Below are 19,713 nucleotides of genomic sequence, written 5' to 3' on the forward strand. Positions count from 1 at the left end.
CTTCCTTAGATTGGCAGGATGCCGAGGATAATCAGGACGCCGATGCCCAACAATGGCAGAGCGTAATGGGTGAATAGTCGGGCGAACGTCGTGATGGGGTTGACGTCCGCGATGCCGCAGGCAACATATAGTGGCGCGCCTCCGGGTGGAACAGCGGCTTCGCACGAAGAGAACACAAGGACCGCGACGGCGGCACTGGTCGCCGGGACGCCGGCAGCTACCAGCGTGGCAACGCCAACGGTCCCGACGGCGGCCATGGTGGCTGTCGCGGACAGCGGCGCGGAGACGGCGATGACGATCAAGCCAATAAGAATGGCGAGCAACCACAAGGGCAGGTTCATCTGGTTGAGCAGGGCGGTCATCTGCTGCGGCAAGCCTGTCGCGGCGAGGGCGTTGGCACCGGCAAAGGCGAACACCACCGTGATTCCGACGACGCCGAACCGGGGGGCGGAGTTCTCCAGGAGCTTCCACCAGTCCCGGCCACCACGCGGGAGGCGCTTCCAGCCGAGTAAGGCGCCGGTGATGATGAGGACCACCGGTATCCAGACAATAACGCTGACTGCCTTGGTGATGTCACCGCCAATCCAGTCGGACAACGCCGTGGCGATGGCCCCGGAGGTGATGATCAACGGAATCGCCACCACGACGAAGAGCAGCAGGGTGGCCCAACCCTGGCCGAAGGCCGTTTTCACTGTCAGCCTGTGTGCTGCATCCAGGGGAGCCATCCCACTTTTGCGGATGAGCAGCCACGTGACGATCAGCCGGTGCAGGAAACACCACAGCCCACCGAACAGCAACGGCAAGACAAGATCGTTGATGTTCAGCAAAGGTCCAACAGTGGCTGACCCCACCAGGACAAACATGGAGGCGCTGAAGGGAAACGTGATGCCCATCCCGGCGTTTCCGGCCACCAGTGTGGCGGCTGAGGGCTTGTCCAGCTTGGACTTCTCCATCCACGGAATGGTTACGGAACCAACGGTGGCGGCGATGGCCGCCTGGTTGTGGACCACTCCTCCGAGACCGGCGGATGCCACGGTGGAGACCCATGCGGGTCCACCTTTGACCCCGCCGATCAGAGAGTTCAGCAGGTCAATGAGGCGGTCCAGCACACCGGCTTTGTCCAGAAGATACCCCATGAAGACGAAGGCCATAGTGGCGTACACGATCTCGTCGGTTACCGCCGAATAGAGCGCTGTCCAACCGATCTCAAGGGCCGCGGCTCCGGTGAACGGGAGCACCACCAGGAAGCCGATGATCATTGCTTCGCCGACGCTGCGTTTGATGAGGGTTGTCCACAGCAGGATGACCGCCAAGTAGGCGCCGAGGGCCCAAATGCCGATCATGATGCTGCTCCTGGTGGAAGGTGTGCTGGGGAGTGGTTCACCGGTGGTCTTGTCCTGATTCTTCCCGATGCCCGCTTCAGCGCAAGGCTGATGCGGTCTCCGCGGGTTCGGATGCCATGCGGGTGAGGGCAGCGGCCGAGGCTGTGGTCATCTCTGCAGGAACCTGCAGATCGGATGACAAGTAGTCGGCAGTGTCCTGCATTTCCTTGGAGCGACGCTGGGCGTGTTTTGCCGTGCCGGTGAGGAAACGGTCTATCACCGCTTGCCCGTCGCCAGCCAACTGCCGGGCAATTTGGTTGCGGATCCACTCTTCAAGACCGGCAGCTTTTCCTGCGGTGACTGCTTCAACCACCACGGAGGCAAGGCCTTTCATCAGGACGCTTCGGAGCAGCTTGTGGGACATGGCTGCGCCCGGCTCTCCCTCGGCGATTTCGACGTCGGCACCCAACGGACGGAGCAGGGCCGCCACTGCGGCGGATCCGGGTCCGCTGACCATTAGCGGGGTTTTGGCGCCTTGGGTGGGGACGGGACCAAGGATGGCTACGTCGGCGAAGAGGGCTTTACTGGGGACCCGTCCGAGTTCCTGCATGACGTGGGGCGACGACGACGTAAAGTCCGCATAGCAGCTACCTGCCGGCAATACAGGCAGGCATTCCTGGGCCACGGCCCGGGCGGCTGCAGCACCCGTAAGGACCAGCACGATATCCGCTTTGGCGCAGGCTTCCGCTGCAGTTGCTGCCCGCGTAACTCCGGCGGGGGTCTCGGGTGCGACGGGGTCGAATCCGGTGACCTCATACCCTGCGGTAACAAGGGCGGATGCGTAAGTGGCTCCGGCCTCACCGAGGCCGATGACGGTGCACGCTGTCATGATCTTTGTCTTTTCCTATTTGGCGCGGTCCGCGATGATCGCGGTCCTGCGGGTGGTCTCGTCTGCGAAAACGGCCTCGGCTGCTTCAGCAACGCTGGCTGCTTGTTCCCGTGGGATGATCACGATTCCATCGGAGTCACCGATGATGATGTCGCCGGGCAATACGGGAACTCCGCCGAAGGAGATGGGCGTCCCCAGCCGGGACGGGCCGTTCTTATAGGGCCCTGCGGGCGTGGTGGCCCGGGCAAAGACCGGCATACCGATCTCACCCAGGGTTTCGGCATCCCGGGCGGCTCCGTCCAGCGCGAACCCTGCGATGCCCAGGTTGATGGCGCGTTCTCCGATGAGTTCACCGAGCAGGGCGCGGGTTTCGTCGCCACCACCAGCGACGACGATGACGTCGCCTGGGCGGGCCAGCTGCAAGGCGCGGTGGATGCCTTGGTTGTCCCCGGGGCGGGTCCAGACGGTATATGCCGGCCCCGCGATGCGGGCGCCGGGCCAGATGGCCTGAATGGACGAGTCCGCCACGCCAAGGCGATCCATGGCATCACCGATGTTTGCGGCGGGCAGTTTAGCGAGGCGTTCGAGCACGTCCTGCTCAGGGCGCGGGAAGTCGGCGCCGCTGTCTTCAAGGACTGGAGTTGTCATGATGGGTGTCTTCCGTGAGTGGTGGCGGGGTCGGGGAGCGGCTTGGTTTAGTCGGTTTTCTGAACCAGGGGGAGGACCTTCTTGAAGTCCTCTTCCTGGCTTGCCCAGAATTCCTGGTATTCCTTGCCGGACAGGTAGCTGGTCTGGAGTCCGAGGTCTTCCATCTTCTTGACCACGGTGGGATCCTCGATCGCTTTTTGGAAGGCGGCCTCCAGCTTGGTGGCTACGGCGTCCGGCAGTCCGGCGGGGGCGGAGTAGCCGCGGACGGTACCGGCTTCGATGTCGTAACCGGATTCCTTGAAGGTGGGAACGTCCGGAAGGGAGGGAGCGCGTTCGGCCGTCATGACGCCTAGTACCCGTGCTTTACCCTGCTTGGAAAGGTCGGTGACATCGCTGACATTGGCCACCAGAATGTCCACGTGCTTGCCGAGGAATGCCGTGGTTGCCTGCGCGGCGCCTTCGGAGAAGTGGACGGGAGCGAACTCGGCGCCGGTGGTTTCCTGCAACTGCGCCATGGCGAAGTGCTCTCCTGTTTGCAGGCCGGTGGTGCTCGCGGTCATGGACTTCGGGTCAGCCTTGGCGGCATCCAGGAGGTCCTTCAGGGTCTTATAGGGGCTGTCCGGCTGCACGGCAATCACAGTGGGATCGATGACCTGGCGTCCCAGGGGCTGGAAACTTTCGCGCGTGTATTTCGCGCCGCGCGCCGGGTCCAGGGGCGAGACGACCACGGACGGGGAGCCTGTGGCGCCGATGGTGTAGCCATCGGCCTTGGCGCTGGTCAGCTGGGTGTAGCCGATCTGCCCACCCGCGCCGGGCTTGTTGATGACTTCAACGTTGGTGCCGAGTTCTTTCTCAAGAATTGGCTGGACCAAGCGGGCGGCTGTGTCTACGGCCCCGCCGGAGGAGAAGGAGACGATCAGCTCGATCGACTTGCCTTTCCTGGGGAAATCGTCCCCGGCGTTGTTCGCGGCGCCTGCGTTGGCGCCACAGCCGGTGAGTCCGATGAGGGCGGCGGCAGCGAAGGCCGCCGCGATGCGTGTGCGGGTCATGGTTCTTCTCCTTTGAAGGGGGTGCAGCAGGGGGTATTTACGTTTCGGGATCTTCGTTGAGGGCTTTGGGCTTACGGAGTTTGAGGAGCGGGCTCAGGATGATGAGGACGCCGACGCCGATCAGGACCATCGAGATGGGGCGGTTGACGAAGATGCCGAAGTCTCCCTGGGAGATTTCCAAGGACTCGCGAAGTGATCGTTCCATCAGCGGTCCCAGCACAAGTGTGAGGACCATGGGAGCCAGCGGAATATCGAGGTGTCGCAAGGCCAGGCCCAGGAGGCCGAAGCCGATCATCACGAAAACATCGAAGACGTTGAAGTTGATGGTGTAGGCGCCGATGACCATGAAGAGCAGGATCAAGGCGGTGAGGATTGAGGCCGGGACTCGAAGTATTGAGGTCCACAGACCAACCAATGGGACGTTCAACAGGAGCAGCAGCAGGTTGCCAATGAAGAGGCTTGCGATGATTGCCCAGGCAATTTCCGAGTGCTCCGTGAACAGGGTCGGCCCCGGAGTGAGGCCTTGCTGAAGGAAGGCGCCCATCAGTACGGCGATGGTTGGCGAGGCTGGGATGCCCAGGGTGAACAAGGGGATCAGTGCAGCGTTGGCGTGGGCGTTATTGGCGGTTTCCGGGCCTGCGACTCCTTCGATCGCTCCCTTGCCCAGCTCGTTGCGGTGCTTGGAGAACTTCTTTTCGGCACCGTAGGCCAAGAGGGAGGAGACTGATCCGGTCATGCCGGGGATGAGGCCAAGGCCAAACCCGATGCCCGTTCCGCGTGCCATGGACGGTGCGCTTCGGCGCCATTCCGTTCCGGTGGGGAGCAGGGAGCGCAGGCCCGGTGCATGCACGGCAGCAGCCTTGGAGTCTTTGCGGTAGGACAGGATTTCGGAGAGGCCAAACACGCCCACGATCACGGCTACAAAGCTCACGCCGTCCAGCAAGTTGTCGGAGCCGAACGTGAAACGGGGTGCGCCGGCCACGGGGTCGATGCCCACCATGGAGATCAGCAAGCCAAGGGCGCCGGAGATGAGGGCCTTGACCATGGACTTGCCGGCCAAAGCCACCAGCAGCGAGATGCCAACCACCATGAGAGCGAAGAATTCCGGGGGACCCACCAGCAAACCCAGCTCGCCGAGGGGTTTGGCGGCGGCCACCAGGCCAAGGGTTGCGATGGTACCGCCAACAAAGGACCCGACGGCGGCGATCGTGAGTGCCGCACCTGCCTTGCCGATCTTGGTCATGGCGTAGCCGTCGATGGTGGTGATGGCTGAGGCCGCCTCGCCCGGAGTGTTCAGCAGGACACTGGTGATGGTTCCGCCATACGCCGTGCCGTAGAAGATGGCGCACAGCATGATGATGGCGCCGGTGGCATCGAGGTTCATGGTGAGGGGGATGAGCAGGGCGACGCCGGCCACGGGGCCGATGCCGGGAAGCACACCGATGATGGTGCCGAGCAGGCAGCCCAGGAAAGCGAAGATCAGGTTCTGCCAGGTCAACGCAGAAGCGAAGCCGTTGGCCAGTTCGTTGAGGGTATCCACGGTTAGAGTCCGATCGAGTTCAGGACGGTAATTCCGGCGGTGGGCAGGGCCACGTTGAGGCCGTAGTTGAAGGCGTAGAAAGCGCCGACGCTTCCGGCCAGGGCGATGATCAGCGATGACACCCAGCCGCGGCGTCCACGGATTTTCAGGTGGTACATCAGAAAGATGAACATGCTCAGCTGGAAACCGATCAAGTCCATGACCGCGGCAAGGAGCGCAAGGCTGACGACGACCGCGATCACCAGGCCGCGGTCCACGCCGCTTGCAGTTTCAGTTGGCTGGCGCAATTCCTGGACGAGCCAAATGGCGGACATGGCAACCAACAGCCCTCCCATCGCGAAGGGGAACATGCCTGGCCCTGGACCCGATGAGGTCCAAAGGCCCAGGTCGATGGAGCTGATCAGCACGTAGACCCCGACGACGACGAACGCTCCGATCCCCGCCAGCACGGTAGGTGCAACGCGGGTGCGCTGGGGCTCGGTCATAACTGACTCCGTTGTCATGGTTTCCTTCTTACGTTCCGTGGTATTTCATTTCATAGAATGAAAGAATATTGCGTCTGAAGAAATAGTGACAGGAGCCACATGTGATGTCAAGCGCAAGGAACTTACATAGAATGAAAGAATGACCGTCAGCTCAACGCACTCCGCCAGTTCCGCCGAGGATGGCCCCAAGGCGGCGAACATGCGCTCACTCTCGCGGGCCCTGGAAGTGTTTGCAGAGCTTCAGCGGGCCGAGCGGCCGCAGCGGTTGAGCGATCTTGCCAGGACGTGTGGCATGAGCCTGCCCACCACACTCAGGATCCTGCGCGTCCTCCAGGACTTCGGGATGGTCAGTCAGACGGACAAGACCTACCGTGTTGGCCCTGCCGTACTTCCCGCGGCCCGCAGCTTCCTGGAAAACGATCCGTTGGTCGTTGCGGCGCGGCCCATCCTGCAGCAAGTTGCCACTCAAACAGCCCGTACGGCGTCCCTCTACACCCGTCTTGGCTTCGAGCGCATCCTGGTGGCCCGTGTGGATGGTGATTCGCCCCTCAGGTACGACCTCCCCTTGGGTAAGCGGCTGCCCCTCACTGTCGGTGCCGCGGGAAAGATCCTGCTGGTGTCCGCCTCCCCGGAGGAACTGCAGCAGGTGGCGTTGGCGGCCGCTGCGTCCGGCCACGAAGCCCCGGAGTTCACTGCCGACGACTTGCGGGCACGGCTACCTCACCCCAGCGAAGATTTCGCTTATTCAGCCGACGAGCGCGCCACTGGCGTGCTCTCGGTTGCCGTAGCAGTACCCAACAGGACGGGCCGGCCCAGCGAATCCATCGCCCTGACGAGTCCCGTGGAAACAGCAACCGAAGCGGAGCTGAAAGCAAGCGTTCCGGAACTCAGACGTGCTGCCGGTCGCTTATCAGAGCTTCTGATGGGGTCTGTCTATTAGATCGGCGGCGCACTGCAGATTCCCTGGGCCTAATTCCGGCAACAGGTGACGGGAGGCCGAACACTTCCTACGATTAGGCTCATGGAACCCACTGGAAGTGCCGAACACATCCGAAGCCTGCACGAGCTGGTGGTCGGTAGCTCTGACATCCATGGAATCTTGAATGGTGTGACTGGCTTCGCCTCCGATGCCATGAGTAAAGCGGCCGGGGAAAACATTGAGTGCGCCCTCACGCTGCGTCGCCGCAAACGCACCTCCACCGTTGCGGGCAGCAGTGAGAGGGCGGTTCAGCTGGACAAGATTGAACAGGCCCTGGGACAGGGCCCCTGTCTGGAAGCCTTGGACGCCGGCCGCCCAGTGCTGCTGGCAGACGTTGCCACCGACACCAACTGGCCGGAGTACAGCAAGGCTTTGGCTGCTGAAGGCGTCCACAGTGCCTTGGGTGTACCTATGGACCTCGGCGAGACATCCCAGGCGGTTATCAACTTCTTCGCCCCAACAGCAGGGATTTTCACGCAAGCGGTGATCGATGAAGCTGCGGCGTTCACTGAGGTTACCGGCAGTACTCTGCGTTTGGCGATCCGGATCGAAACCGTGGAGCAACTCAACGCTGACCTGAAGACGGCGATGTCGTCCAGGACTGTCATCGACCTTGCCTGCGGCGTCATTATGGCCCAGAACCGTTGCAGCCAGGATGAAGCCTTCGAGTTTCTCACCAAGGCCTCAAGCCACAGAAACAAGAAGCTGCATGCCATTGCAGCGGACATCATCGCCCACTTGAGCGGCGGCGCCGGCAATCACTTGCGCTTCGAGGACTGAACTAGCGGTACAAGCCCATCAGCAGCTCCACAATCTGCTCACGCTCACGGGGCGGATCCTTCCTCAACCATGCAGCGTAAACCGGCACCAGGGGGGCGTCGCGCACCGGACGGTAGACGAGCCCACGCCGTCGATATTGATGTGCCGTGGATTCGGCGGTGATGCCCCGGGCCCTGCCGCTGCCGATCACATTCAACCAGTCTTCAATGTCGTGGATGGGGATCACTTCCTGTGGTCGCCCGTGCTCGGGCCAAAGTTCCAAGCTGGTGCTGCCCGTGCGAAGGTCCATGGCCACCGCCCGCTGGGCGATCTGCGCCAGCGTCACTGAACGCTTCGGGGCCAGGGGATCGTCGGAGGACATGGAGCAGTACCGCTTTTCCTCACCTATAAGGACATGCTCGACGGCGGCCGTTTCAGGAAGGCGGCGAAGGATGGCGAGGTCGGTGGTTCCGTCGCGCAGGCCCGCGCTGGGTGTGTTGGAACGGACAAGATGCAGCTCAGTCGCGGCAAATGTGGCAGCCCATCGGCGCTGGAACTCTGTGGTGTGCTCGCCCAGCGCAGACCAGGCATAGCCAATCCGGACATGCCCGGTCCCGGCCCGGGCGTCGCGTTCGAGATCTGCCATGAGTGAGAGGATGCGCCGTGCCTTGGCCAGAACGCCCTCGCCTGAGCTGGTCAGGCTGATGCTGCGCGTGGTGCGCTCCACGAGCCTCACACCGAGGGAGTGCTCCAAGGCCGCAATGTTGCGGGAAACGGCTGCCTGGGACATCCGCAGTTCGATCGCGGCGTCAGTAAAGGTACCTTCTTCGATGACCGCCACCAAGCACCGCAGCTGCCTCAGTTCAACCTCCATGGGGCCCATCCTATTCATGCACTGAGCGCATAAATAGAGGCGTCCATGCATTTAGGGGCAGCCTGGCGGAGGCGCAGACTTTGCCCATGATCCAGAACAGTGCAGCCGGCGTTCAGCCGTCCCGGAAAGCAGGCGGAGCAGCCACCCTGGTGGCCAGCGCCCTGTCCAACCAGCTCGGTGCCGCGAGTGGTTCCCTGGCCTTTCCGGTCATGGGACCGGTTGGGGTGGTGGCGGTTCGCCAGCTCGTGGCCGCCGTGGTGCTCCTGCCGTTGGTCCGGCCCCGGTTGCGCGAACTCAACTGGTCCCAATGGTGGCCGGTTCTCCTCCTCGCTGTGTCCTTCGGAACCATGAACCTTGGCCTGTACGCATCCATCCAGAGGATCGGCCTCGGCCTGGCTGTGACGTTGGAATTCCTGGGACCGCTTGCGGTGGCGCTGATCAGCTCGCGCCAGAAGAGCAGTGCACTGTGCGCGGTGGCGGCAGCCGTAGGTGTCATCGCCATTACGCAGCCTGAAGTGTCGATGGACTTCTTGGGCATTGGGTTTGGGCTTATTGCTGCGTGCAGTTGGGCGGCCTACATTCTCCTCAACCGGACCGTCGGCCGACGGATTCGGGGGATTCAAGGGACAGCAGCCGCAACAGGGGTGTCCGCCACGCTGTTCCTGCCGGTCGCCGTCGTTATTTTTGTCAGCCAGCCCGTGGACGGGTTCTCGGTCCTGTGCGCGGTGGGCGCCGGAATCCTCGCATCGGTGCTGCCGTACGTGGCCGATCTGATCGCGCTGCGGAGGGTTCCGGCCAATCTGTTTGGCGTGCTTATGAGCATCAACCCTGTATTCGCCGCAATCATCGGTGCCGTGGCCCTGCACGAGGACCTTGCCATGGGGCAGTGGGTGGGGATCAGTTTGATCGTCGCGGCCAACGCGGCCGTGCTGTTGCTGGGGCGGAAGCCGGGACCGAAGTGGAAAGAAGCCCCAAGGGGATAGCGGCTGGGGAAGCGGTTGCCGGGGCGATCTTTTGTGACCGGGTGCGACTCACGAAGACCATCGCGAGTGGTGCCAACAGCAGGAGGAGGACAACAGTGCCCAGCCCAGCCATGCTTGCCAGTAAAACCAGCCCTGCCATGAACAAGAGGTGGGTGTCCGGTGCGTCCGTGAACGCGGGGGCGGCCTTCACGGCCATTTCGTGGGGTGACTTCACGTTGTTCTCCTGGGGCGCATCCGTTGCCTGCTTTTCTTTCTACCCATCAGTGCGTGGAACCCGCCAAAAGTGATGCGATTTCAGGAGGTGTTATTTGATCAGGGTCGGCGCAGCGGCATGTCCTTGGCCAGTTTCACCACGATCTTCTTGTCATTGCCGGGGTCCAGGGGGTCGTACCAGAGGGTGGTCTCCTGGCCGTCCACAACAGGCTCGGTGGCCGTCACCAGCAAGGGGCGCTGGACCCAGCGTTGGGTCCCACCCGCATCGTGGAAAGTGAAAGTGACAGTAGTGAGGATTTTGGCGCTGTCGCTGAAGGAAAGGTAGCCCTTGTCGGTGACCCTCGCCGACGTCATGGTGCCGGTACTCATCACAGTCGCCTCCCGTTGCGCGATGGTTCGGCGGGTTCGTGCCGCGACCATTCCCAGGATGCCGAGGAACAAGGAAACAGCCAGGCAACCGGCACCCACCCAGATGAGCACCGGCGGAAAATCCAACTGGAGGGCAGCCGCGGCCACTCCGAGTGCGGCACCCAGCCACGCCAGGGTTCCTCCGAGGGCGAGCCCGAGCTTGCTGTGCCTCATGGCCACGGAAGTCCACGCAATGGAGCTCAGGACAAGTAGGGGGATGCTCACGATGATGGCGGTCATGGCGAGGGCCGGAGGCTCGACGTTTTCCAGGACTGCCAGATGAGGCCAGCCGTAGCCTGCCGCCAATCCACCAATGAATTGGAAAGCCAGCGCCAGCAGGATGCTCATCGGACCGGGGCGTTTGTTGGCGCGGAGTTTCCTGAGGGCGACGGGGTCCACGGTGCTCATGGGGCCATTAAACAGTGCAAGGGGAACCAACTGGGTCAACCATGGAGCCGTTGCCTGAATTGCCGCGGTGTCTCGCCCAGATCTTTGAGGAAATGCCGGTTGAAGTTGGACAAGTTGCTGAAACCAACTTCATAGCAAATGTCTGAGACAGGCTTGTCCGTGCGTTCCAGAAGGCGCCGTGCATGGGCCAGCCGCAGTTTCCGAACAAGATCCGTGAAGTTTTGCCCGGTGGCGCGTTTGAAGTATTTGGAGAACGTGGGCTCGGCCATTCCCACCATTGCCGCAGCTTCCGCCATGGAAACGCTGCCCGAATGGTTGCTGAAGACATATTCCAGCACGATGTCCACCACAGCCTCTGCCTGGCCGTCCAATTGCGGCCTGAACCATTCATCGGCGAGGTATCTGCGATCGTGATCGGGCGCCCGGGTAAGGGTGGCGAACAATGCCAGAAGGTGGTGCAGACGCTCCAAGCCCGTGGAAGCGCCCATGGCTTCGATGGAGGCTGCTGCCGCCCCGGCTGTATGGCCAAGGAACTCAATCCCGCGGGCGGATTGCTCCAACAAAGGCCTGACTTCAGTCAGTTCGGGCACCAGTGCAGCGGCCTGTTCCACCCACTTCCCGTCGAATTGGATCACGGCGTCACGGTTCTCCAGGACTTCCCCGGGTTCCAGGTCACTGACCCAGTCGTGCGGCAGTCCGGATCCCACCAAGGCAACGTGGCCGGCCTCGAAGGTGCCGATATGGTCGCCCACAATGAACTTCCCGGAGCCCTTGCGGATCAGGTGAATCTCGTACTCGGGATGATAGTTCCAGCGGGCTATTGGGCTGGGGTAGTCGTGTTGGTGCCATCTGACCGAATGATGTGGGTCTTCGGGAATCACTTCGCGGTTGGCGCGCATCCCTACCAGCCGGTGTGCCAGGCGCGTCGCTGCATCGTCGCCAGGGTCGGTGGGGCTCACTGGAGGCCTCCAGGGGAGTGGGGAAAATAAGTATCAGTATGCGTCATCAAGGACGCTAGTTGTGCCCCACCGCACACGCCTAGTGTTGAGGAACACGGCGAGGCGCCCGGACACCCCGGTCGAAAGCCCCGCTCCGGTCTTGTACTTCCACGCAGTAGTAGGAGTGCGGAGACTGCGCACCCCCCATGAAGAACGAAGGAGTCCTTAATGCGCCCAAAAACACATGCGGCAGCCCTTGCAGCCGGTGCCCTGTGCATCGTGCTTACCGCTACGGCCTGCGCTGGAGCGGGCGGATCAGGGGCGGATGCGCACAACAGCATCAGCGTCCTGATGGTCAACAACCCGCAGATGGAAGACCTGCAGAGGCTCACGGCGGATAACTTCACCAAAGAGACTGGGATCAAGGTCAACTACACGGTGCTGCCCGAGAACGACGTTCGGGCAAAGATCAGCCAGGAATTCTCCAGCCAGGCAGGCCAGTATGACGTAGCCTCGCTGTCCAACTACGAAATCCCGTTCTACTCGGCCAACGGCTGGCTGGCGCCGCTGGACAACGTTGCCAAGGACCCTGCGTTCAACCAAGCCGACATCCTTCCGGCCTACACCGCATCCCTGACTGGCACGGACGGCAAGCTCTACGGTGAACCCTTCTATGGCGAATCGTCCTTCCTCATGTACCGGAAAGATGTTTTCGACGCCAAGGGCCTGACGATGCCGGACAAGCCAACCTGGGACGAAGTGGCAGACCTCGCCGCCACGGTGGACGGGGCGGAACCCGGGATGAAGGGAATCTGCCTGCGCGGCCAGCCTGGTTGGGGCCAGGTCTTTGCGCCCCTCACCACCGTGGTCAACACGTTCGGCGGCACGTGGTTCGACAAAGACTGGAACGCCAAGGTCGATTCCCCCGAATTCACTGAGGCAACAGAGTTCTACACCAAGCTGGTCCGGGAACACGGCCAGGCCGGCGCAGCCCAGGCAGGCTTCACCGAATGCCTGAACAACCTCACCCAAAGCAAAGTGGCCATGTGGTACGACGCCACCTCGGCGGCGGGCGCATTGGAGGCCGCGTCCTCCCCGGTGAAGGGCAAGATCGGTTATGCACAAGCCCCGGTGAAGGAAACCACCTCCGCCGGTTGGTTGTGGACCTGGTCCTGGGCTTTGCAGGCGGCGTCAAAGAAGAAGGACTCCGCCGAAAAGTTCATCGCTTGGGCCAGTTCCAAGGACTACGAAGAACTGGTGGCCTCCGAGCTCGGCTGGGCCAAGGTGCCGTCGGGTAAGCGCATCTCCACGTACGAGAATGCAGAATTCCAGGACGCTGCTCCGTTCTTCGAAGCCGAACGTTTCGCCATTGAGAACGCAGATCCGAAGAACCCCGGCGTCCAGGAGCGGCCCGCCGTCGGAATCCAGTTTGTCGGCATCCCCGAGTTCGCCGCGCTTGGCACCAACGTTTCCCAAGGCGTCAGCTCTGCAATTGCCGGTCAAGGAACCGTGGCCGATGCACTGGCCAAGGGGCAGGAAGCCGCGCAAAAGGTTGGCGACAAGTACAAGAAGAAGCAATAACGGAACCGCAGGAGAATATTATGACTACCGCAACGGCGCGCATCTCCCGCCCGGGACAAGCCACAGCCAAAACTTTACGAAACAAAGCATCGCGGCAACGCGCCCTGGATTGGGCACGGCGAGCGCCGCTGCTTCCGGCCCTCATCTTCCTCATCATTGTCACGCAGCTCCCGTTCGTGGTGACCCTGATCATTTCGTTCCTGAACTGGAACAGCCTGAGTCCCGGCACCACGGGTTTTGCCGGCTTCGAGAACTACGTCACGGTCCTCACCGATCCCGACCTCCGCCAAGCCATCTTCACCACAGTCATCCTCACGGTTTCGGTGGTCCTGGCGAGTCTGGTCATCGGCCTTGGCCTGGCCCTTCTGTTGGATAAGAAATTCATCGGACGCGGCCTGGCAAGGACGCTGCTGATTGCACCGTTCCTGGTAGTGCCCGTGGCCGCTGCCCTGATCTGGAAGCACGCACTGCTCAACCCCGTCTACGGGCTGATCAATGGCGTCCTGACCTGGGTCTGGTCACTGTTCGGCAGCGATACACCTCCCCAATTGGATCTGCTGTCCCAAGCTCCGCTGATGGCTGTGATCATTTCGCTGGTGTGGCAGTGGACTCCATTCATGATGCTCATCCTGCTGGCCGGGCTGCAGTCCCGGCCCATGGACACCGTGGAGGCGGCCCAGATGGATGGGGCCACGCCGTGGGCCATCTTCCGGCACCTGACGCTCCCGCATTTGCGCCAGTACCTGGAACTCGGGGGACTGCTGGGCGCGATCTACATCGTCCAAAATTTCGACGCCGTTTTCACCCTTACGTCGGGTGGCTTGGGTACCGCGAATCTTCCGTATGCGATTTACCAGACGTTCTACTTCGCCAATGAATACGGGCTGGCTTCCGCTGCCGGCGTTGTGGTGGTCATTGGCACCATCCTTGTGGCGACCTTCGCCCTCCGCACCGTTTTCTCGCTCTTCAAGAAGGAGGCGGCACGATGAGCACACTCAGTCCTGCCACAGCCCGCACCACGCCGGAAAAATCCAGCCCGCCCGCCGTTATCCGACGTCGCGGCAAGTCCCGGATGGATCCAACGCGAAACAACACGGCCGCCGGCATCGCAGCCTGGCTGCTGGCATTGCTCTTCGCCACGCCGGTCCTGTGGATGATACTGACCTCGTTCCACTCCGAGACGGACGCCGCCACCAACCCTCCGTCCGTGGCTGCCAATCTCACTGTGGATGCTTACAAGGAGTTCTTTGGGGAGTCGTCCGGCGTCAGCCCATGGCCATCGCTGATCAACTCTGCCACCGCCTCCATCCTGTCCACGGTCCTGGTTCTCGTCCTGGCCATCCCCGCCGCCTACGCACTGTCCATCCGGCCGGTGAAGAAGTGGACGGACGTCATGTTCTTCTTCCTCTCCACCAAGATGATGCCCGTGGTCGCAGCCATCCTGCCGCTCTACCTTTTCGCCAAGACAGTGGGCGCACTGGACAACATCTGGTTCCTGATCCTCATGTACACCTCCATGAACCTGCCCATCGCGGTGTGGATGATGCGGTCCTTCCTTGCCGAAGTTCCGGTCGAAATGCTGGAAGCTGCACAGATTGACGGGGCCAACCTGATCCTCACGCTGCGCAAGGTGATCGCCCCCGTGGCGATGCCCGGGATCGCGGCCACAGCCCTGATCTGCTTCATCTTCAGTTGGAACGAACTGCTGTTGGCCCGGGTACTCACTGGTGTCGTTGCCGGTACGGCTCCCGTGTTCCTCACAGGATTCGTCTCCAGCCAAGGCCTCTTCCTCGCAAAAGTCTGCGCGGCCGCCGTCGTCATTTCGCTTCCAGTACTGTTCGCCGGATTCGCCGCACAGGACAAGCTCGTCCAGGGCCTCTCGCTCGGCGCGGTCAAGTGATTCGGCGCGGTCAACCAACCAATTCCAAAGGACTCCCAGCATGACAACCCCAACCACTCAAACCCCTCTGCCCAACCAGCCCGTACTTCCAGCCACCATGCGTGCCTCCATCCTGCAGCGGCAGGGCGGGATGACCATGGAGACCCTGCCCATCCCGCACCTTGACGCCGACCAGGTGCTGGTGCAGGTTTCCGCCGTCGGAGTCTGTGGAAGCGACGTCCACTACTACGAGCATGGCCGGATCGGCGAGTACGTGGTGGACCACCCGTTGATCCTCGGCCACGAACTCTCGGGAAGGATTGCCGCCGTCGGACGTTCCGTGGACCCTGCCCGCATCGGTGCGAGGGTCGCCGTCGAGCCCCAACGTCCATGCCGGACCTGCAAGCAGTGCAAAGCCGGACGCTACAACCTCTGTCCTCAGATGGAGTTCTACGCGACCCCGCCGGTGGACGGAGCCTTCGCCGAGTACGTCACCATCCAAAGCGATTTCGCGTACGACATCCCCGACAACGTCAGCGACGAAGCCGCCGCCTTGATCGAGCCGCTCTCGGTGGGACTGTGGGCGTGCGAGCGGGCGGAGATCAAGCCCGGCAGCCGGGTCCTGATCGCCGGCGCCGGCCCCATCGGCATTATCGCCGCGCAAGCCGCCCGGGCCTTCGGTGCGAGTGAAATCCACATCACGGACATCGCCGAAGACCGCCTCGCTTTTGCCTTGGAACACGGTGCGACGCACGCGTTGAACGCAACTACGGACAGCATGGAAGGGCTCGACGTCGATGCGTTCATTGACGCTTCCGGCGCACCTCAGGCGGTCCGTTCCGGCATCAAGGCCGTCGGGCCCGCGGGCCGCGTGATCCTGGTGGGGCTGGGGGCGGACGACGTCGAACTACCCGTTTCCTACCTCCAGAACCGCGAGATCTGGCTCTCCGGCGTGTTCCGCTATACCAACACCTGGCCCCTTGCCATCCAACTCCTTACGGACGGAAAAGTGGATCTGGACATCCTGGTCACGGGCAGGTTCACCCTCGCTGAGTCCGAGGCAGCGCTTACTGCGGGCAAGCAGCCCGGGCAGCTCAAAGCCGTGGTGTACCCGGGCCGATGAAATCGCTTGAAGACACACTGAAAAAATAATCTCCGAAACCCGGCGTCACGTTTCCGCAGGTCAAGGCACATATCCAGTGCCCACGTCGTTGAACCGCGTAATGCGCCGTTGCCCTTTTCGGCTGCTTCGCGGTTGAACGACAGTGTTAGCAGCGATGGGTGTGGCGGGTTCTGGGGCCCGCCCGGGGCGCCGTCGCTGCGTAAACCGGGCTAGTGCGGTCGGCCGTCTGAGTCGCGTCCGACCGCACGATCCGGTTGACCGCCCAGAGTGTGAGCAAAACCCGATGATGACAGACAGCTTGTCCAAAGTCTGGTGAATGACGCAGGCATAAACCTAAACTGACCGCATGGCTCAGACCCAGGCTCGCACTCTCCGCGCTGTTTCCCTGGCATTCGCCACGGCAGCCTTTCTGGCCGGCTGTGCGGGAAGCGGCACCAGCCCATTTGTCGGCGTTTGGGGTGATACCGGCGACCCCAAGCAACCTTCCCTCGAGTTGAAGTCCGACGGCAACGCGACAGGAACGGATGGTTGCAACAGGCTCATCGGCTCTTGGAAGGAAGACGGTAAAACCATCACGTTCGGAGGTTTCGCGTCTTCCCGGATGGCCTGCGAAGGCGTTGACACGTGGCTCTCCAACGCTGCCACAGCAAAGATCCAGGAAAACGGAAAGCTGGCGGTGTTCGGCCAGGGCGGTGACGAGATCGGCACGCTGGCTGCCCGCAAATAGCGGGCCCTCCCACACAAGGGGTTTCACAAGAGTCTTTGAGGCAGCTGTGATGGATTCAAATGTAGAGGGCATCGAGCAATCGGTCTCCACGGGAACATTGCCCGGTTGGGAACAGGTTGATGCGCGGGTCATCGCGTCCCTTGAGCGGAACCGGGCCTGCACGGACGGAGCGGTGGCGGACTACATTCCCGTCCTCGCGCAGGCCGATCCGGAACTCTTCGGCGTGTGCGTGGTGGAAGTGGACGGTGGACTGCACGTTGCCGGCGATAGTGAGGTGGAGTTCTCCATCCAGTCCATTTCCAAGGCCTTCGTCTACGCTTTGGTCTGCGAGGAATACGGTCATGCTGCCGTGGCTGACATGGTGGGGGTGAACAACACCGGCTTGGCGTTCAACTCCGTGATAGCGATCGAACTCAACGAAGGCCACCCCATGAACCCCATGGTCAATGCCGGCGCACTGGCCACCACCGCCCTCATGCCCGGCGCTGCGCCGGATGAGCAGTGGGCCGCCATCCAGGCAGGACTGTCTGCCTTCGCAGGCCGGGACTTGGTGCTCGACGAGGAGGTGTACCAGTCCGAAGCCGCCACCAACACCCGCAACCGCGCGATAGCCCGCCTCCTGGAAAGTTATGGCCGGATCAACCGGGATCCGTTGGAGGTAGTGGACCTATACACCAAGCAATGCTCACTGCTGGTCAGTGCCCGCGACCTCGCCATTATGGGCGCGACGCTTGCCGATGGCGGCGTCAACCCGGTGACAGGTGAGCGGGTGGTCTCAGCGGACGTATGCCGGGACACCCTTGCGATCCTTGCGGCGAATGGCCTGTACGAAAGGTCAGGGGAGTGGCTGTTCGAGATCGGGCTCCCCGGTAAGTCCGGAGTGTCTGGTGGCCTGCTCACGATATCCCCCGGCAAGGCGGGAATCGGGACATTCTCACCACGGCTCGACCCCGCGGGCAACAGCGTTCGCGGCCAACAGGCCACCGCGTATCTCTCCCGTGTGCTGGGCTTGAATATCTTCGCGTCCCAAGCGGTTGCATCGAGCCAGAACCGCGGTTCCTGAGCTACCGCGTGACCGCCCGCATGGTGTTGTTCCGCTTCTCGTGGGTGAGCTCAGCCAAGCCGAGGGCTTCCAGCAGGGGCGGCATGTACATTCCGAACCGGCCACGGTAGCCCTTGCGGAGTCCGTACCAACCGCCCACGGGGTTGTCCTCGCTCCGACCCCAGGCTTCGACGGTTCCGGGGACGGCGTCTTTACCTTCGTCGGAGGCGCCGAGGGGAACCCAGTCGCCTTGTTCCAGGAGCCATGCATGCAGGTCCTCGATGGCGCGCAGCTGGTAGAGCAATTTGGTGGATCCCACTTGGCAAACAAGCGCCGGGGGATCCGCGGTTTCGTCCTTGTACATGGTGTAGTCGGAAGATCCGGGGGGGAGTCGTGAGCTGCCAGGGATCTTCTTTGGTTCCAGCGGCCATGGGTGTGTCCTTCCTGAGGTAGTGCACACGCTACACAGAGTCGGCCTGCGTGTCTGCTGATTCCGAATGCACGTTGCCGGACGCCAGCGGATTCTCGATCTCATCGGTCATCATGCGTGCTGCGAAGAGTGCCACAAATGCCATGATCGGGCACACCAGGCCGGCGATGAGGAAAATGAGCCAGATGGGAACAACCTCGGCGATTGGTCCGGCGAGGGCCATGGACACGGGCATCAAGGCCAGCGACACGAAGAAGTCCAGGCTCGAAATGCGGCCGAGCAAATGACGTGGAACGCGGCGTTGCAGCAGAGTTCCCCAAATGACCACGCCAACGCCCTCGGTCACACCGAAGATCAACATCGCAGCCCCGAGCATCCAAAAGCTATCCATGAAACCAATGACGGCAACCGGCAAGCTCCCCAAACCCCACGTCACCACCATCACTGTCAGGTAGCGCCGGGGGAGGCGGAAGGACGCGGTTGCCAAGGCTGCGATGGCACTGCCCACACCCATGATCGCCAGGAGGAAACCGAACATCCGGGAGTCGCCACCAAGCTGGTCCTGGACAACGAAGGGAAGAAGGACCTCAATGGGTCCCATCAGGAACAGCACTGACAAGCACGCCCAAATGAGGGTCCACAGGAGCCACGGCGTCCGGACGGTGTAACTGAAACCCTCCCGGAGATCCTTGAACAATGAGGACTTGGCCGGTGCCTCGCCTGACGTAGGTGTGGGGTGCCCGCCCAGGCCTTGACGGCTCAGTAGATTGACGATTCCGAACGCCAGGAAATGGCAGACGGCCACACCCGCTACGGCATGTGCGGGCGATAGCACTGCTACCAATATGCCCGCAATGGCCGGACCTGCAGCCTGTTGGAGAATCGGACGGACCGTACCCTCCAGCCCGTTTGCGGCCAACAGGTCTTCGGCGGGCAGGATGCGCGGAAGCATGGCCGAGTAGGCCGGAAAGAAGAATGCCTGTCCCACGCCCAGAACGAAAGCGCCGACGGCCAGGTGCCACAGCTGGATGACGTTGAGCATGGCCAACGCGGTGATGGTGGCGATGACGGCCAGGTTGGCGCCCTCCACTGCGATGATCAGGAGCCGCTGCGGAAACCGGTCGGCTGCGATGCCGCCGGCCAACACGAACCCCACCAAACCGATGCTGGCCGCAGTGGCAACCAAGGACAGTTCCAAGGGACCGCCACCGAGGTGGATCACCTCATAGACCATCGCCACAGCCCACATGCCGGATCCGAAAATCGAGATGGACAGAGCGGAAATCAACACCCGGAATTCCCGGTGCGCGAAGGGACGCAGCGCTCTCAGGGCGGCCATCACACTAGCCTAAGCCTGTGCAGTGACACTGTGGAAGGCGCGCCTGTGGAGGGAAAGTTGGCAGGCGGCAGGGGCCGGAAGGCTGCCAAGGCTGAAA

21 protein-coding genes are annotated in these 19,713 nt (G+C 62.3%); 10 read left to right on the forward strand and 11 right to left on the reverse strand.

Annotation, left to right across the window (positions count from 1 at the left end; translation table 11 throughout):
• Nucleotides 1-5: 5 nt before the first annotated feature.
• The 6 genes from N7568_RS18880 to N7568_RS18905 all read right to left on the reverse strand — a co-directional run bounded on the left by N7568_RS18880 (nucleotide 6) and on the right by N7568_RS18905 (nucleotide 5,933).
• The gene (locus tag N7568_RS18880) at nucleotides 6-1,343 is read right to left on the reverse strand and encodes a TRAP transporter large permease subunit (RefSeq protein WP_261611312.1); all 1,338 of its coding nucleotides are present in this window, start codon (nucleotides 1,341-1,343) and stop codon (nucleotides 6-8) included.
• A gap of 76 nt (nucleotides 1,344-1,419) precedes the next feature.
• Entirely contained in the window at nucleotides 1,420-2,211 is a 792-nt protein-coding gene (locus N7568_RS18885) for an NAD(P)-dependent oxidoreductase (RefSeq protein ID WP_261611313.1), read from the reverse strand.
• 15 nt (nucleotides 2,212-2,226) lie between these two features.
• A complete protein-coding gene (locus tag N7568_RS18890; RefSeq protein WP_261611314.1) occupies nucleotides 2,227-2,859 on the reverse strand; it encodes a methyltransferase in 633 nt (210 codons plus the stop codon).
• Nucleotides 2,860-2,906: 47 nt separating this feature from the next.
• On the reverse strand, nucleotides 2,907-3,908 hold the full coding sequence (locus N7568_RS18895) for a tripartite tricarboxylate transporter substrate binding protein (RefSeq protein WP_261611315.1): 1,002 nt from the start codon (nucleotides 3,906-3,908) through the stop codon (nucleotides 2,907-2,909).
• A 37-nt stretch (nucleotides 3,909-3,945) separates the two neighbouring features.
• Nucleotides 3,946-5,448 carry a tripartite tricarboxylate transporter permease gene (locus tag N7568_RS18900; protein WP_261611316.1) on the reverse strand — a complete coding sequence of 501 codons (1,503 nt, stop codon included), beginning with the start codon at nucleotides 5,446-5,448 and terminating at the stop codon, nucleotides 3,946-3,948.
• 2 nt (nucleotides 5,449-5,450) lie between these two features.
• Nucleotides 5,451-5,933, reverse strand: coding sequence for a tripartite tricarboxylate transporter TctB family protein (locus tag N7568_RS18905; protein ID WP_439898996.1), 483 nt, complete (start codon nucleotides 5,931-5,933; stop codon nucleotides 5,451-5,453).
• A 139-nt stretch (nucleotides 5,934-6,072) separates the two neighbouring features.
• Between N7568_RS18905 and N7568_RS18910 the strand changes: the two genes are divergently transcribed.
• Nucleotides 6,073-6,873: an IclR family transcriptional regulator gene (locus N7568_RS18910; protein ID WP_261611318.1), complete on the forward strand. Its 801-nt coding sequence runs from the start codon at nucleotides 6,073-6,075 to the stop codon at nucleotides 6,871-6,873.
• A gap of 81 nt (nucleotides 6,874-6,954) precedes the next feature.
• On the forward strand, nucleotides 6,955-7,692 hold the full coding sequence (locus tag N7568_RS18915; protein ID WP_261611319.1) for a GAF and ANTAR domain-containing protein: 738 nt from the start codon (nucleotides 6,955-6,957) through the stop codon (nucleotides 7,690-7,692).
• Nucleotide 7,693: 1 nt separating this feature from the next.
• Here the strand turns inward: N7568_RS18915 and N7568_RS18920 are convergent, their stop codons facing one another.
• Nucleotides 7,694-8,545, reverse strand: a complete 852-nt coding sequence (locus N7568_RS18920) for a LysR family transcriptional regulator (protein WP_261611320.1) — start codon at nucleotides 8,543-8,545, stop codon at nucleotides 7,694-7,696.
• 86 nt (nucleotides 8,546-8,631) lie between these two features.
• Here N7568_RS18920 and N7568_RS18925 point away from each other — a divergent pair, with 86 nt between their 5' ends.
• Nucleotides 8,632-9,528: an EamA family transporter gene (locus N7568_RS18925; RefSeq protein WP_261611321.1), complete on the forward strand. Its 897-nt coding sequence runs from the start codon at nucleotides 8,632-8,634 to the stop codon at nucleotides 9,526-9,528.
• 95 nt (nucleotides 9,529-9,623) lie between these two features.
• Nucleotides 9,624-9,815 carry a hypothetical protein gene (locus tag N7568_RS18930; protein WP_261611322.1) on the forward strand — a complete coding sequence of 64 codons (192 nt, stop codon included), beginning with the start codon at nucleotides 9,624-9,626 and terminating at the stop codon, nucleotides 9,813-9,815.
• Between the two features lie 25 nt (nucleotides 9,816-9,840).
• On the opposite strand, the gene N7568_RS18935 is transcribed toward N7568_RS18930, so the two are convergent.
• The gene (locus N7568_RS18935; protein WP_261611323.1) at nucleotides 9,841-10,557 is read right to left on the reverse strand and encodes a hypothetical protein; all 717 of its coding nucleotides are present in this window, start codon (nucleotides 10,555-10,557) and stop codon (nucleotides 9,841-9,843) included.
• Between the two features lie 35 nt (nucleotides 10,558-10,592).
• Nucleotides 10,593-11,516, reverse strand: a complete 924-nt coding sequence (locus tag N7568_RS18940) for an AraC family transcriptional regulator (protein ID WP_261611324.1) — start codon at nucleotides 11,514-11,516, stop codon at nucleotides 10,593-10,595.
• Nucleotides 11,517-11,723: 207 nt separating this feature from the next.
• Between N7568_RS18940 and N7568_RS18945 the strand changes: the two genes are divergently transcribed.
• From N7568_RS18945 to glsA, 6 genes are all read left to right on the forward strand, one after another.
• The gene (locus N7568_RS18945) at nucleotides 11,724-13,076 is read left to right on the forward strand and encodes an ABC transporter substrate-binding protein (protein ID WP_261611325.1); all 1,353 of its coding nucleotides are present in this window, start codon (nucleotides 11,724-11,726) and stop codon (nucleotides 13,074-13,076) included.
• 20 nt (nucleotides 13,077-13,096) lie between these two features.
• The gene (locus tag N7568_RS18950) at nucleotides 13,097-14,065 is read left to right on the forward strand and encodes a carbohydrate ABC transporter permease (RefSeq protein WP_261611326.1); all 969 of its coding nucleotides are present in this window, start codon (nucleotides 13,097-13,099) and stop codon (nucleotides 14,063-14,065) included.
• On the forward strand, nucleotides 14,062-14,976 hold the full coding sequence (locus N7568_RS18955) for a carbohydrate ABC transporter permease (protein WP_261611327.1): 915 nt from the start codon (nucleotides 14,062-14,064) through the stop codon (nucleotides 14,974-14,976). The genes N7568_RS18950 and N7568_RS18955 overlap by 4 nt, the downstream gene beginning before the upstream one ends.
• A gap of 40 nt (nucleotides 14,977-15,016) precedes the next feature.
• The gene (locus N7568_RS18960) at nucleotides 15,017-16,078 is read left to right on the forward strand and encodes an NAD(P)-dependent alcohol dehydrogenase (RefSeq protein ID WP_261611328.1); all 1,062 of its coding nucleotides are present in this window, start codon (nucleotides 15,017-15,019) and stop codon (nucleotides 16,076-16,078) included.
• 346 nt (nucleotides 16,079-16,424) lie between these two features.
• Nucleotides 16,425-16,805 carry an META domain-containing protein gene (locus N7568_RS18965; protein ID WP_261611329.1) on the forward strand — a complete coding sequence of 127 codons (381 nt, stop codon included), beginning with the start codon at nucleotides 16,425-16,427 and terminating at the stop codon, nucleotides 16,803-16,805.
• A gap of 46 nt (nucleotides 16,806-16,851) precedes the next feature.
• The gene (gene glsA / locus N7568_RS18970; protein ID WP_261611330.1) at nucleotides 16,852-17,868 is read left to right on the forward strand and encodes a glutaminase A; all 1,017 of its coding nucleotides are present in this window, start codon (nucleotides 16,852-16,854) and stop codon (nucleotides 17,866-17,868) included.
• Nucleotide 17,869: 1 nt separating this feature from the next.
• Here glsA and N7568_RS18975 read toward each other — a convergent pair whose 3' ends face one another.
• Nucleotides 17,870-18,211, reverse strand: coding sequence for a DUF6855 family protein (locus N7568_RS18975; protein WP_261611331.1), 342 nt, complete (start codon nucleotides 18,209-18,211; stop codon nucleotides 17,870-17,872).
• Nucleotides 18,212-18,308: 97 nt separating this feature from the next.
• Nucleotides 18,309-19,616, reverse strand: coding sequence for an MFS transporter (locus N7568_RS18980; RefSeq protein ID WP_261611332.1), 1,308 nt, complete (start codon nucleotides 19,614-19,616; stop codon nucleotides 18,309-18,311).
• Nucleotides 19,617-19,713 lie beyond the last annotated feature (97 nt).

The organism is Paenarthrobacter aurescens, from assembly GCF_025421775.1.
Taxonomy (GTDB): Bacteria; Actinomycetota; Actinomycetes; order Actinomycetales; family Micrococcaceae; genus Arthrobacter; species Arthrobacter aurescens_B.